The sequence below is a fragment of the Sciscionella sediminilitoris genome, assembly GCF_000737195.2.
Lineage (GTDB): Bacteria > Actinomycetota > Actinomycetes > Mycobacteriales > Pseudonocardiaceae > Sciscionella > Sciscionella sediminilitoris.
The window spans coordinates 81,000-93,865 of record NZ_JALM01000035.1; the positions used below are offsets into that span (position 1 = coordinate 81,000).

Consider the following 12,866-nt stretch of genomic DNA (forward strand, 5'->3'; position numbering starts at 1 on the left):
GGCGGCGATCAGGGGAACGCGGGATGGCCGGTGCATCCGGCTACCCTCGACGAGGATCGGGGAGTCAGGACAGGAAGGATGTGCCGCCGTGGCCGAGACGGTGTCGCCGAAGGTTCAGCTGGTCGCCAAGACGGAGTTCACACCGCCCGAGGACGTGCCGTGGTCGACCGACGCGGACGGGGGACAGGCGCTCGCGGAGTTCGCCGGGCGTGCCTGCTACCAGTCCTGGCGCAAGCCGAACCCGAAGACGGCGACCAACGAGGGCTACATCGGCCACATCCTCGAGGTCGGTCACCTTTCGGTGCTCGAGCACGGTTCGGTGACCCTCTACATCACCGGGATCTCCCGTTCGCTGACCCATGAACTGATCCGGCACCGGCACTTCTCCTATTCGCAGCTGTCCCAGCGCTATGTCCCCGAGGGCAATGCGGCGTTCGTCGAGCCGGACGTGATCGCCGGGGATCCGGAACTGCACGAGCGGTTCCTCGCCGCGGCCGAGGCGAGCACCGCGGCCTACCAGGATCTGCTCGAGGGCCTGGAGAAGCGGTTCGCCGATGAGCCGAAGGCCACGCTGCGCAAGAAGCAGGCGCGCCAGGCCGCCCGCGCGGTGCTGCCGAACGCGACCGAGACCCGCATCGTGGTCACCGGGAACTACCGAACCTGGCGGCATTTCATCGCGATGCGCGCCTCCGAGCACGCCGATGTGGAGATCCGCGCGCTCGCCGTGGAATGCCTGCGCCAGCTGCAGAAGGCCGCGCCGAACGTGTTCGCCGACTTCACCATCTCCAACCTGGCCGACGGCACTGAGGTCGCGTCCAGTCCACTGGTCGCCGAGGGCTGAGGAGGATTCCCGGATGCGCAAGCTCAGCATCGAGGCCTACCCGGAAAACTACGCGGTCTGCCGCCTGGCCGTGGACACCGAACCGCCCGCGGGCGTGTTCGCCGCGACGGGCCTGGTGTCGGTCACCCGGACCGAGGACGAGCTCTCCATCGTGTGCCCGGAATCGGTGGCCCCGGCCGGTGCCCAGCTCACGGCGGGCGGCTGGCGGCGGCTGACCGTGCACGGACCGCTCGAGTTCAGCCTCACCGGGATCATGGCCGCGCTCTCCGGGGCGCTGGCCGAGGCCGGTGTCTCGCTGTTCGCGGTCTCCACCTACGACACGGACCATATTCTGGTGAAACAGTCCGATCTCGGCCGCGCGCTCGAGGTGCTGCGGGCGGCCGGACACGAGGTGACGGAGCGAAACGATGCGGGTTGATCTCGACGAGCGGGCACTGCTGTGCGACCTCATGCTCGAATACGGGCCGGACGCGCCCACCCTGTGCGAAGGCTGGGCGGTCCGTGATCTCGCCGGGCATCTCGTACTGCGCGAGCGCCGCCCGGACGCGGCCCCGGGAGTGCTCGTTCCCGCGCTGCGCGGCCGGGTGGACCGGGTACAGAACGAGTACGCGGCCCGCTGGCCCGAGGTGGTCAACCTGGTCCGTACCGGACCACCGCGCTGGATGCCGACCAGTCTGCCCGCGGTGGGCAAGGTCGCCAATACCGCGGAATTCTTCGTGCACCACGAGGATGTGCGCCGTGCCCAGCAGGGCTGGCGTCCCCGCCCGGCCGATGCCGCGCGGGACCGCGCGCTGTGGGGCGCGGTCGGCAGGATGGCCTGGCTGCCACTGCGCAAGGCGCCCTGCGGGGTGCGCATGCACGCCGAGGGGTACGGCGAGATCGTCGCGCGCAAGGGAACGCCCTCGGTGCGGATCAACGGGGCGCCCGGCGAGCTGCTGCTGTTCGCGCTCGGCCGGGATCAGTACCAGCTCGAGTTCGAGGGCGATCCGGACCTGGTCCGCGCGCTGACCTCGAGCGACCGCAAGCTATAGCGCGGGTTCGCGGAAGGTGGCGCGGTAGGCGCTCGGGGAGACGCCGAGCGAGGCGTGCAGGTGCTGGCGCAGTGAAGCGGCGGTGCCGAACCCGGATTCCGCGGCGACCTTGTCCACGGCGAGATCGGTCTCCTCGAGCAGGGTGCGGGCCCGGTCGAGGCGCTGGGCCAGCAGCCACCGGGCCGGGGAGAGCCCGACCTCCGCGCGGAACCGCCTGGTGAAGGTGCGCACGCTCATCGCCTCGCACTCGGCGAGTTCGCGCAGGGACAGTGGCCGGTCCAGATGGCGCAGTGCCCAGGAGCGCGCGGCCATCGTGGAACTGTCCCTCGGGTCGGGTGCCGGGCGGCGGATGAACTGGGCCTGCCCGCCGTCGCGGTGCGGTGGCATGACGATGGCCCTGGCGACCTCGTTGGCGATCGCGGCGCCGTGGTCGCACCGGATCATGTGCAGGCACAGATCGATCCCCGAGGCATCACCCGCGGAGGTCAGGACCCGGCCGTTGTCCGTGTAGAGCACGTCCGGATCCAGGTGCACGGCCGGATAGAGCGCGCGGAACCGCTCGGCGGCCATCCAGTGGGTGGTGGCCTCCGCGCCGTCCAGCAGCCCGGCCGCGGCGAGTACGAAGGCACCGGTGCACACCGAGGCGATCCGGGCGTGCGGGCGGATCAAGGCGAAGGCTTCGGCGAGCCAGGGATCCAGCCGCCCGGTGGTCTCGGTCTGGTCCGGGTCGTGGGTCGCCGGGATGATCACGGTGTCCGCCTCGGCGAGCAGTTCCGGCCCGTGCTCGGCGGTGATGTCGAAGTCCGCGTCGGTGCGTACCCGGCCCGGAACCCGCGCGCAGGTGCGCACCTCGTAGAGCGGTGCTCCGGCGGCGTCCCGCGCGCGCCCGAACACCCGGTGCGCGGTGGCCAGTTCGAAGGGGATCAGGCCGGGCCGGGCGAGGACGGCCACTCGGTGCGGGCCGCTCCCGGTGAACTCGGACATGTCCCGATCTTTTCACAAAGTGGCCATCCGGCCACTCGTTCGGTGAACACACCGCGCGCAGGCTCGAGGTGATCGGACAATCGAGAAGGGACGGATCGATGCGGGTTCTGTGGATCTTCGCGCACCCCGAGGCACGCTCACTGAACGGCGCACTGCGGGACGCGGGGGTGGAGGCGCTCACCGAGGCGGGGCACGAGGTGGTGCACTCCGATCTGTACGCCATGGGCTGGGACCCGGTGGTCAGCGCCGCGGACTTCGGGAACGAGGATGGACGGCTCCACGTGGGCGAGGCCTCGCGGCAGGCCCGTGAGGACGGCAAGCTGCGCGCCGACATTCGCGGCGAGCAGGAGAAACTGGATGCCGCGGACGCGGTGATCCTGCAGTACCCGCTGTGGTGGTTCGGGATGCCCGCCATCCTCAAGGGCTGGATGGACCGGGTGCTCGTGCAGGGCTACGCCTACCGGGTGCGCCATCCGGAGACCGGCCGTACCCGCCGCTACGGCGACGGCGGGCTGGCGGGCAAGCGCGGCATGGTCGTGGTGACCGTCGGCGCCCCGGAGAGCGCGCTCGGGCCGCGGGCGATCGACGGGGACATGAACGATGTGCTGTTCCCGGTGCAGCACGGGTTCTTCTGGTACACCGGCATGCGCCCGCTGGACCCGTTCGTGGTGCCCGGGTCCGACCGGATCGACCAGGCGGGGTTCGAGCGTCATGCCGGTCGGCTGCGTGCGCGGATGCGTGCGCTGCCCACCGCGGAGCCGATCGCGTTCCGTCACCAGGACGGCGGTGACTACGACGAACGGTTCGTCCTCCGCCCCGATGTGGCGCCCGGTTTGACCGGTTACCAGGCGCACTACGCGGGCCGCGGACAGGGCGGTACCGTTGCCCTATGACCGGACAGCCGACCCCTTGCCCGACAGCGTCCCCCGGACGCCCGTTCGGCCGGGTGCTCACCGCGATGTGCACGCCGTTCGACGAGCGCGGCGAACTCGACCTCGACCGGGCCCAGCAGCTCGCCGACCAGCTCGTGGAGCTGGGCAACGACGGGCTCGTGGTGAACGGGACCACCGGCGAGTCGCCGACCACCAGCGATGAGGAGAAGACCAAGCTGGTGCGCGCGGTCGTGGAGGCCGTGGGAACCCGCGCCACGGTGATCGCCTCGGTCGGCACCTACGACACCAGGCACACCGTGCACCTGGCCCACGAGGCCGAGAAGTCCGGCGCGCACGGCCTGCTCGTGGTCACCCCGTACTACTCGCGCCCGCCGCAGGCCGGGCTGCTGCAGCACTTCACCACGGTCGCGGACGCCACCGAGCTGCCGGTGATGCTCTACGACATCCCGCCCCGCTCGGTGGTGCCGATCGCGGTGGACACGCTGATGCGGCTCTCCGAACATCCGCGCATCGTCGCGGTCAAGGACGCCAAGGGGGACCTGATCGCGGGCAGCGAGGTCATCGCGAACTCCGATCTCGTCTACTACTCCGGGGACGACGGGCTGAACCTGCCATGGCTCAGCGTCGGCGCGGTCGGCTACGTCTCGGTGATCGGGCACGTGGTCGCGCACCGGCTGCGCACCATGCTGGACAGCTACGAGGCGGGCGAGGTCACCGAGGCGCGTTCGGTGCACCAGGGCCTGCTGCCGGTGCTGCGCGCCTTCTCCCGGGTCGGCGGGGTGGTGTTCACCAAGACGGCGATGCGGTTGCGCGGCCAGTCGGTCGGCGATCCGCGGCTGCCGTTGCCCGCGGCCACCGAGGAGCAGTACACGGCCATCGCGGGCGACCTGCACGAGGCGGGTGTGCCGCTGGACGACGCTCCGGCCAGCCACATGCCGACCGCGGTGCGCGCCAATGTGGACATCAACGCCGCGTACGTCACCCCGACCACACACACCTCGACAGGACCTCGCCGGTGAACGACTGGGCCTACCCGCCAGGGCTGACGAGCAAGACCCCGCCCGCCCTCGCCGACGGCGCGCTGCGCGTCGTCGCGCTCGGTGGCATCGGCGAGGTCGGCAGGAACATGACCGTCTTCGAGTACGGCGGCAAGCTGCTGATCGTGGACTGCGGGGTGCTCTTCCCGGAGGACGCGCAGCCGGGGGTCGACCTGATCCTGCCGGACTTCCGTGCCATCGAGGACCGGCTCGAGGATGTGGCGGCGATCGTGCTCACCCACGGGCACGAGGACCACATCGGCGCGGTGCCGTTCCTGCTGCGGCTGCGCCCGGACATTCCGATCGTGGGCTCCCGGTTCACGCTCGCGCTGGTGTCCGCGAAATGCCGGGAGCACCGCCAGCAGCCGGTGCTGCGCCAGGTCGCCGAGGGGGAGACCCACGAGTTCGGCGTGTTCGGCTGCGAGTTCTTCGCGGTGAACCACTCCATCCCGGACGGGCTCGCGGTCGCGATCAACACCCCGGCGGGCACCGTGCTGCACACCGGGGACATCAAGCTGGACCAGCTGCCGCTGGACGGGCGGCTCACCGACCTTGCCGGGTTCTCCCGGCTCGGGGACGAGGGCGTCGACCTGTTCTGTGTGGACTCCACCAACGCCGAGGTGCCCGGCTTCGTCACCCCGGAACGCGAGATCGGCCCGGTGCTCGGGGATGTCATCGCGCGCGCCGAGCAGCGGGTGATCATCGCCTGTTTCGCCTCGCACGTGCACCGGGTGCAGCAGGTGCTCGACTTCGCCGCCGAGCACGGTCGCCGGATCGCCTTCGTCGGCCGCTCGATGGTGCGCAACATGGGCATCGCCGAGGATCTCGGACTGTTGCGGGTGCCCGAGGGCCTGATCGTGGACATCGACACCGCGCTGACCATGCCCGCCAAGGACACCATCTTCGTGTCCACCGGATCCCAGGGTGAACCGCTTTCCGCGCTGGCCAGGATGGCCAAGGGCGAGCACCGCTCGATCTCCATCCGGCCCGGGGACACCGTGCTGCTCGCCTCCTCGATGATCCCCGGCAACGAGACCGCGGTGTTCACCGTGGTCAACGGGCTGGTGCGGCTCGGCGCGCACGTGGTGCACCAGGGCAACGCGAAGGTGCACGTCTCCGGGCACGCCTCCTCGGGTGAGCTGCTGTTCCTTTACAACGCGGTGCGCCCGACCAACGTCATGCCGGTGCACGGGGAGTGGAAACACCTGCGCGCCAACGCCGAACTGGCCGTGCGCACCGGCGTGGAGGCCGAGCGCGTGGTGATCGCCGAGGACGGGGTGGTCGTCGACCTGGTGGACGGGATCGCCAAGATCGTCGGCGCCGTTCCGGTGGGACACGTCTACGTGGACGGGCTCTCCGTCGGCGATGTCGGCGAGTCCACGCTGTCCGACCGGCTCGTGCTCGGGGAGGGCGGATTCGTCGCGATCAACGTGGCCGTGGACTCCCAGACCGGGCGCGCCGTGGCCCCGCCGACGCTGAACGGGCGCGGGTTCTCCGACGATCCGAAGGCGCTCGACGCGGTGCTGCCCTTGGTGGAGATGGAGCTCTCCCGCACCGAGTCCGAAGGCATCACCGACACCCACCGGATCGCGCAGGCGGTGCGCCGGGTCGTGGGCCGCTGGGTGAACGACACCTACCGCCGCCGCCCGATGATCGTGCCCACCGTCATCGGGGTCTAGCAGACCGGTTCCGCCTCCGGGGGCACGTGTTTCCCGGTGGCGAACTGGACCAGCGCCGCGCCGCCGAGCACCACGAGCCCACCGGCCACCTGAGCGGGCGAGAGCGCCTGGCCGAGCAGCCACCACGCGAGCACCGTGGCCGTCGTCGGTTCCAGCAGGCCGAGTGCGCTCGCCGCGGCCGGGGACAGGTGCCGAAGGGAGAAGATCCCGCCCAGATAGGCGAGCACCGTGGAGAACAGGACGATCGCCAGCAGCACCGGCCAGAGCGGGAACTGGGCGCCGCCCAGCTCGACCGGCCTGTCGAGCAGGCCGAAGGGCAGGTTCCACGGTGGCGCCACCGCGCCGACGATCACCGCGCCGATGACCAGACCGACCGCGAGCACGCCGAACGGGTCCTTGGTGTTCGCGGCGTGCTCGCCGATCAGGAAGTATCCGGTGGTGGACAGTCCGGAGCAGAACCCGGCGAGCACCCCGGTCGGATCGAGCGCGAACCCCTGCCAGGGCTGGGCGACGAGCACCAGACCGGCAAGGGCGAGCCCGATGCCCAGCCATACGGCGCGCGCCAGCCTGGTGCGCCGGACGAACCGGATCCACAGGGCGACGTAGAGCGGGGCGAGGAATTCGAGCAGCATCGCGATGCCGACCGGGATCCGGGCGATCGCGAGGAAGAACAGCAGCTGCGCGCCCGCCACCCCGAACAGCCCGTAGCCGAGCAGCACCGGCAGATCCCCGCGGGTGAACCGCAGGGCGCGCGGGCGGAACGCGGCCACCGCGAGGAACACGAGCACCGCGGCGAGGCCGATACGCACCGTCGCCGTCTGTGCCGCGGTCAGCCCGGCCCCCACCGCGGCGGTCGCCAGCGGCCCGGATGTCGCGAAGCTGATCGAGGAGATGAAGGCGAGGGTGAGCCCGCGCAAGCGGTTCGCCCCCGCGGTCACTCCGGGCGCCAGGGGCTGACCACCGTCGTCGGCCGGCTCGGGTCCCGGAACCGCGGGGCGTCCGGCTCCGCCTGGCGCAGCGGAACGAGATCGCGCACGATGGCGCGCATGATGCGCTCGTGGGCCCGCCGCGCGTCGCCCGCGCGCCCGTCGCGCAGACCGCTGAGGTCGACCGGTTCGCCGAAGTGCACCTTGAACGAGGGGCGGCGCAGCATCGAGCTCGCGAAGGAACGCATGATCGGCGTGACGTCGCGGAACGAGGTGACGATGTCGCAGCCCCAGATCATCGCTTCGTGCGCGCCCCACTGCGCCACCGGGATCACCGGGACGTCCGCGGCGAGCGCCATCCGGGCCACACCGGTCTTCCCGCGCTCGGGCCACAGGCCGGGATCCAGTCCGATGCGTCCCTCCGGGTAGCACACCACCGGGCCGGGGGAGCTGCGTAGCCGTTCGATGGCCACGTCGAAGGCGTCCTTGATGCTCTGCTTGCGGCGATCGACCCGCAGATGCCCGCTCGCGCGCATGGCGTGCCCGACCACCGGGGTGTCTAGGATTCCCGCCGTGAGCAGGAACGCGGGCGCGAGGCCGAGCTCGCGGCAGGCGGCGGTCAGCACCATGGGGTCGAAGTTCCCGATGTGATTCGGCGCCAGCAGCACCGCCCGGTCGCGCAGTCCGGCGGCCACGCCTCCGCTGACTTGCAGTTTCCCGCTCAACCCGACCACCGCGCGGTCAATGGCCATCAATGTCTTCCAGGTGCGCGGGACCCGGCGCGGCGACTTGGCCGGAGAGCTCAGAACACTGACCATGACTGTGCAGCATCCCAGACACAGGTGCCCGGGCCGTGGCAGGGCCGCCTATCCGGCCGCGGTGTGACGGCCGTGGCGCGTGTGGCTGCCGTGTTGAGGGTGACACACGAGATACCGTGGAAGCATGGCGTCGAAAACCGTGACCGGTCGTGGCAGTGCCTCCTCGCGTGGGGGCAGTGGCCGATCCCGCAGTGGCGGGGGCACCAGCACGGCCACATCGACCAAGTCCCGGGCGAAACCGCGCGGTAGCGCGAACGGCGGGGGCACCAAGAGCGGCGGCGGGACGAAGAGCACCGCCAAGCCGAGCACTCGCTCGCGTCCGGCTCCGCGGAAACGGTCCGGCCAGGGTGCGTTCTCCCGCGGGCTGCGGTCGAGCTGGGGGCTGCTCGCCAAGGGGGCGGGCAAGGCCGCGCGCGCGGTCGGCAAGACCAAGGAACTCGAGCACGCGCACCGCAGGGACGGGCTCGCTCTCGCGCTCATCGCGATCGGCGTGGTGCTCGCCGCCGGGGTCTGGTGGCGGGCGGGCGGACCGGTCGGCACCTACCTCGAGATCGGGGTGCGCACCGTGTTCGGCGCACTCGCCGTGGTGGTCCCGGTGGCGCTGCTGGTGGTCGCGGTGACCCTGATGCGCACCGAACCACAGCCCGAGAAACGGCCCCGGTTCGTCATCGGCACCCTGCTGGTGCTGCTCGCCCTGCTCGGCCTGCTGCACCTGTTCGCCGGTGCCCCGGTGAGCAACCAGGACCGGATGTACGCGGGCGGGCAGCTCGGGCACGTGGCGGGCGGTTACCTGGCCCAGGGGCTGACGAGCTGGGTGACGATCGTGCTGCTGGTGCTCGTGCTCGCCTACGGGGTGCTGCTGTTCACCGGGACCCCGGTGCGCGAGGTTCCGGACCGCCTCCGCAATCTGGGGCGCGCTCCCGAGGACGAGGAGGGTCCCGAGCAGACCGCGGTGCTCGACGAGCTCGGCGGCGAGGACGCCGAGGTCAAACTGCGGCGACCGGCCAAACGGCGCCAGGCGCGGATGGCCGAGGAGGAGGACACCGAACGGCTCACGGCACCCGAGCCCGAACCCGAGCCGGCGCCCGCGCCGAAGGCCAAGCCGAAGAAACCGGCCGCCGAGGTCAAGGCGACCGAACCGGCGAAGGAAGAGGCCCTTCCCGAGCAGCTGACCATCCGCGCGGTGGAAGGCGACTACGAGCTGCCCTCACTGGGCCTGCTCGCCACCGGGGACAAACCCAAGAGCCGCTCGGCGGCCAACGACGCGATGATCGAGGCGATCACCGGGGTACTCGAACAGTTCAACATCGACGCGCAGGTCACCGGGTTCGTGCGCGGGCCGACGGTCACCCGCTACGAGGTCGAGCTCGGCCCCGGGGTCAAGGTCGAGAAGATCACCGCGCTCACCAAGAACATCGCCTATGCCGCGGCCACCGAGAACGTCCGGCTGCTCGCCCCGATCCCCGGCAAATCCGCCGTCGGTATCGAGGTACCCAACAGCGACCGGGAAATGGTCCGCCTCGGCGATGTGCTCACCTCGGCCACCGCGGCCAAGGACCAGCACCCGATGGTGATCGGGCTCGGCAAGGACATCGAGGGCCACTTCGTCACCACGAACCTCACGAAGATGCCGCACCTGCTCGTGGCCGGTGCCACCGGTTCCGGTAAGTCCAGCTTCGTCAACTCGATGCTCGTCTCGCTGCTGTCCAGGGCCACCCCGGACGAGGTGCGGATGATCCTCATCGACCCGAAGATGGTCGAACTGACGCCGTACGAGGGCATCCCGCACCTGATCACGCCCATCATCACCCAGCCGAAGAAGGCCGCTGCGGCGCTGGCCTGGCTGGTCGAGGAGATGGAACAGCGCTACCAGGACATGCAGGCCAGCCGGGTGCGCCACATCGACGACTTCAACAAGAAGGTGCGCTCCGGGGAGATCACCGCGCCACCGGGCAGCGAGCGGGAATACCGCCCGTACCCGTACATCATGGCCATCGTCGACGAGCTCGCCGACCTCATGATGACCGCGCCGCGGGACGTCGAGGACGCGATCGTGCGCATCACGCAGAAGGCGCGGGCCGCCGGGATCCACCTGGTGCTCGCCACCCAGCGGCCCTCGGTGGACGTGGTCACCGGTCTGATCAAGACCAACGTGCCCTCCCGGCTCGCCTTCTCCACCTCCTCGCTCACCGACTCCCGGGTCATCCTCGACCAGCCCGGCGCCGAGAAACTCATCGGCATGGGCGACGGGCTCTACCTGCCCATGGGGGAGGGCAAACCCATCCGGGTACAGGGCGCGTTCATCGGCGACGACGAGATCTCCTCGGTCGTCGAGTTCACCAAGAACCAGGCCACCCCCGACTACACCGAGGGCGTCACCGCCGCCAAGGCCGAGAAGAAGCAGATCGACGAGGACATCGGCGACGATCTGGACGTGCTGCTGCAGGCCACCGAACTCGTCGTCACCTCGCAGTTCGGCTCCACTTCCATGCTGCAGCGCAAACTCCGCGTCGGCTTCGCCAAGGCCGGACGGCTCATGGACCTGCTCGAATCGCGCAACGTCGTCGGCCCCTCCGAGGGTTCGAAGGCCCGCGATGTGCTCGTCAAGCCGGAGGACCTGGAGGCGACGCTGAACTTCATCCGCGGCGGCGGTGACCCGGACGCGGGCTCCGGAGGCGACGAGAGCGAATAGGCGAGGCTCAGCTGCCGAGCTTGCGGACCGCTTGGTAGTAGGTCCAGGCGAGCGCGTTGCAGCCGCCGTTGCCGTTGCAGATTCCCTTGAGGTCGCTGTAGAAGTTGTCGTCGATCCGCTTCTTGCCGGTGTCGTCGAACCGGCTCTGCTTCTTGTAGTTCCGGTAGCCGAAATCGTGGCGGTGACAGGCCGGGTTGAAGTCGAAGCCGACCGGCTTGTCCGGGGCCCAGGAGCAGGAATCGCTGGACCAGTCGAGCTTGTCGGCGTGCGGCTTCTCGCCGCGGACTTTCTCGAACTGGCTCAGCGAGGTGCTGAACAGGTAGTTGTCGGTGATGCTTTCGATGCTCTCGGCACCCGCGGTTCCCGCACCGAGCAGGACGGTGGTGGCGACGATGGCGGAGCTCAGCAGGCCCCGCCGGATCCCGGAAGTTTTCATCCGCTCATTTCCCCTCAGATCAGGCTGGTCGCGGACGAGATTATTCGGCCGGGAACGGGTCCGGAACCCACCGAACGGCTGGAGGTGCGCACCCTCGTGCGTACGGCAGGCAACCGACTAATTACGGGTTGATGCTCATCGGGGCCCGTGCCACGGTGCTAGCGGGCCGAGAACTCGAGACGAGGAGTCGTCATGCGCCTGATCACCCGTGTGCTGTGCTGCCTGGCCGCCGTATTGCTGCTTCCCCTGTTCGGGGCGGGAATCGCGGCCGCGGCCGGGACCTCGCCGCACCAGCTCGCCGCGACCACGCTGCACTACGACGCGAGCGGTGCGAAGGATTACCAGGCCGAGATCGAGGCGGCCGTGAAGAACTGGAACGGCGATGTGCGCAATGTGCAGCTCGCCGCGGCACAGCAGGGCCAGGCCGCGGACTTCACGATCACCGAGGACGACGGCTGGCCGCGTACCTATCCCGGCGAGAAGGTCGGCACCGGGAAGGTCGTGATCGGCAAACAGGCCGTGGATCAGGGCTATGACAAGACGCGGATCGCGGCGCACGAGATCGGGCACATCCTGGGGCTCCCGGACAACCGGGACGGTCAGTGCTCCACCTTGATGTCCGGGCACAGCGCGCCGACCTCGTGCACCGTGGCGCATCCGAACCAGGCCGAGCGCGCGCAGGTGGAGCAGAACTTCGCCGGTGGCGCGGCGATCGCCAGGCAGGCGCGTACCGGCGCCTACGCCGACTGCTTCGCCGAGACGGTCAGGAGCTGACCCGGCGCACCATCCCGGACCGCCGAGCTGTCCCGGCCCCCGCGCCGCCGGGACAGCTCGGCCACCTTGTCCGGCTCAGGCGTAGCAGGAGCCGGTGAGCAGGGCCCGCGGTGGCGGGGTGGACATCGTCGTCGGCGCCGAGCAACCGCTACGCGTCAACTTGCCCGCCGGGCTCAACGCGTAGGTCAGGTAGTACTGCGGTGCCCGCGCGTAGTCCGGTTCCCAGGTGCTCTCCCGCAGCGCGACGTCCGGGATCCCGTCCCCGTTGAGGTCGCCGATCTGCTGAGTCGGCGTGCTGTGCAGCACCGAATCGGTCACGGCGATCCTGCCGGTCGAGGTGTCCACCCGCATGGCCATCGCGGCCTCACTGTGCGCCCCGACCGCACCGGTGACCAGGCACAGGCTCGTGCCGTCCTTCGGGAGGGAGCACTGGCCGGATTCGAAGTACTCGATCCCGTTCGGCTGCTGGCTGGTGAGGTTCACCAGGGAGGTCAGCTTGCCGTCCTGGCGGGTGGCCGCGAAGCTGGGGCCGAACCCGCCGGTCGAGCGGTAGCCCTCGAAATGAATACCGTTGCCCAGATAGCGGTCGAACACCTTCGAGCATCCCGAGCCGCAGCCAGGGACGGGTCCGGTTTCACCGGATGCCTGCGCGGCCTGTGCCGTGGTGCCCGCGAGACCGGCGATGAGCATTCCCGCGGCGAGTCCTGCTGCTGCTTTTGTGCCGAATTTACGCATGATATTTCCTTTGTGTCACG

Annotated in this window: 13 protein-coding genes; 8 read left to right on the plus strand and 5 right to left on the minus strand. The window is 70.2% G+C overall.

What is annotated here, in order from left to right; translation table 11 throughout:
• Nucleotides 1-88 precede the first annotated feature (88 nt).
• From thyX to AD72_RS16200, 3 genes are read left to right on the plus strand one after another with little or no spacing between them, the layout of a single operon-like run.
• Nucleotides 89-841: an FAD-dependent thymidylate synthase gene (gene thyX / locus AD72_RS16190; RefSeq protein ID WP_031467352.1), complete on the plus strand. Its 753-nt coding sequence runs from the start codon at nt 89-91 to the stop codon at nt 839-841.
• A 13-nt stretch (nt 842-854) separates the two neighbouring features.
• A complete protein-coding gene (locus tag AD72_RS16195; RefSeq protein ID WP_031467353.1) occupies nt 855-1,259 on the plus strand; it encodes an ACT domain-containing protein in 405 nt (134 codons plus the stop codon).
• Nucleotides 1,249-1,872: a TIGR03085 family metal-binding protein gene (locus AD72_RS16200; RefSeq protein WP_031467354.1), complete on the plus strand. Its 624-nt coding sequence runs from the start codon at nt 1,249-1,251 to the stop codon at nt 1,870-1,872. Before AD72_RS16195 ends, AD72_RS16200 begins: the two co-directional genes overlap by 11 nt.
• On the opposite strand, the gene AD72_RS16205 is transcribed toward AD72_RS16200, so the two are convergent.
• On the minus strand, nt 1,867-2,856 hold the full coding sequence (locus tag AD72_RS16205) for a GlxA family transcriptional regulator (RefSeq protein WP_031467355.1): 990 nt from the start codon (nt 2,854-2,856) through the stop codon (nt 1,867-1,869). The genes AD72_RS16200 and AD72_RS16205 overlap by 6 nt on opposite strands.
• 98 nt (nt 2,857-2,954) lie before the next feature.
• On the opposite strand from AD72_RS16205, the gene AD72_RS16210 reads away from it, so the two are divergent.
• The 3 genes from AD72_RS16210 to AD72_RS16220 are packed head-to-tail and all read left to right on the plus strand — an operon-like array spanning nt 2,955 to nt 6,465.
• Nucleotides 2,955-3,749: an NAD(P)H-dependent oxidoreductase gene (locus AD72_RS16210; protein ID WP_031467356.1), complete on the plus strand. Its 795-nt coding sequence runs from the start codon at nt 2,955-2,957 to the stop codon at nt 3,747-3,749.
• Complete coding sequence (gene dapA, locus AD72_RS16215; protein WP_037346074.1) at nt 3,746-4,768, plus strand: 4-hydroxy-tetrahydrodipicolinate synthase; 1,023 nt, start codon at nt 3,746-3,748, stop codon at nt 4,766-4,768. The genes AD72_RS16210 and dapA overlap by 4 nt, the downstream gene beginning before the upstream one ends.
• Nucleotides 4,765-6,465, plus strand: a complete 1,701-nt coding sequence (locus AD72_RS16220) for a ribonuclease J (RefSeq protein WP_031467358.1) — start codon at nt 4,765-4,767, stop codon at nt 6,463-6,465. Before dapA ends, AD72_RS16220 begins: the two co-directional genes overlap by 4 nt.
• Here the strand turns inward: AD72_RS16220 and AD72_RS16225 are convergent.
• Nucleotides 6,462-7,403, minus strand: coding sequence for an EamA family transporter (locus AD72_RS16225; protein WP_031467359.1), 942 nt, complete (start codon nt 7,401-7,403; stop codon nt 6,462-6,464). The two genes, AD72_RS16220 and AD72_RS16225, sit on opposite strands and share 4 nt — an antisense overlap.
• A complete protein-coding gene (locus tag AD72_RS16230) occupies nt 7,400-8,209 on the minus strand; it encodes a lysophospholipid acyltransferase family protein (protein ID WP_037346077.1) in 810 nt (269 codons plus the stop codon). The genes AD72_RS16225 and AD72_RS16230 overlap by 4 nt, the downstream gene beginning before the upstream one ends.
• A gap of 124 nt (nt 8,210-8,333) precedes the next feature.
• Between AD72_RS16230 and AD72_RS16235 the strand changes: the two genes are divergently transcribed.
• Nucleotides 8,334-10,901 (plus strand): DNA translocase FtsK, encoded by a 2,568-nt coding sequence (locus AD72_RS16235; protein WP_231644861.1) that lies wholly within the window; start codon nt 8,334-8,336, stop codon nt 10,899-10,901.
• A gap of 7 nt (nt 10,902-10,908) precedes the next feature.
• Here the strand turns inward: AD72_RS16235 and AD72_RS16240 are convergent, their stop codons facing one another.
• The gene (locus AD72_RS16240; protein ID WP_031467362.1) at nt 10,909-11,337 is read right to left on the minus strand and encodes a phospholipase; all 429 of its coding nucleotides are present in this window, start codon (nt 11,335-11,337) and stop codon (nt 10,909-10,911) included.
• A 192-nt stretch (nt 11,338-11,529) separates the two neighbouring features.
• Here AD72_RS16240 and AD72_RS16245 point away from each other — a divergent pair, with 192 nt between their 5' ends.
• Entirely contained in the window at nt 11,530-12,111 is a 582-nt protein-coding gene (locus tag AD72_RS16245) for a snapalysin family zinc-dependent metalloprotease (protein ID WP_063890759.1), read from the plus strand.
• A gap of 75 nt (nt 12,112-12,186) precedes the next feature.
• Here the strand turns inward: AD72_RS16245 and AD72_RS16250 are convergent, their stop codons facing one another.
• The gene (locus AD72_RS16250) at nt 12,187-12,846 is read right to left on the minus strand and encodes a hypothetical protein (protein ID WP_156365226.1); all 660 of its coding nucleotides are present in this window, start codon (nt 12,844-12,846) and stop codon (nt 12,187-12,189) included.
• Nucleotides 12,847-12,866: the final 20 nt, after the last annotated feature.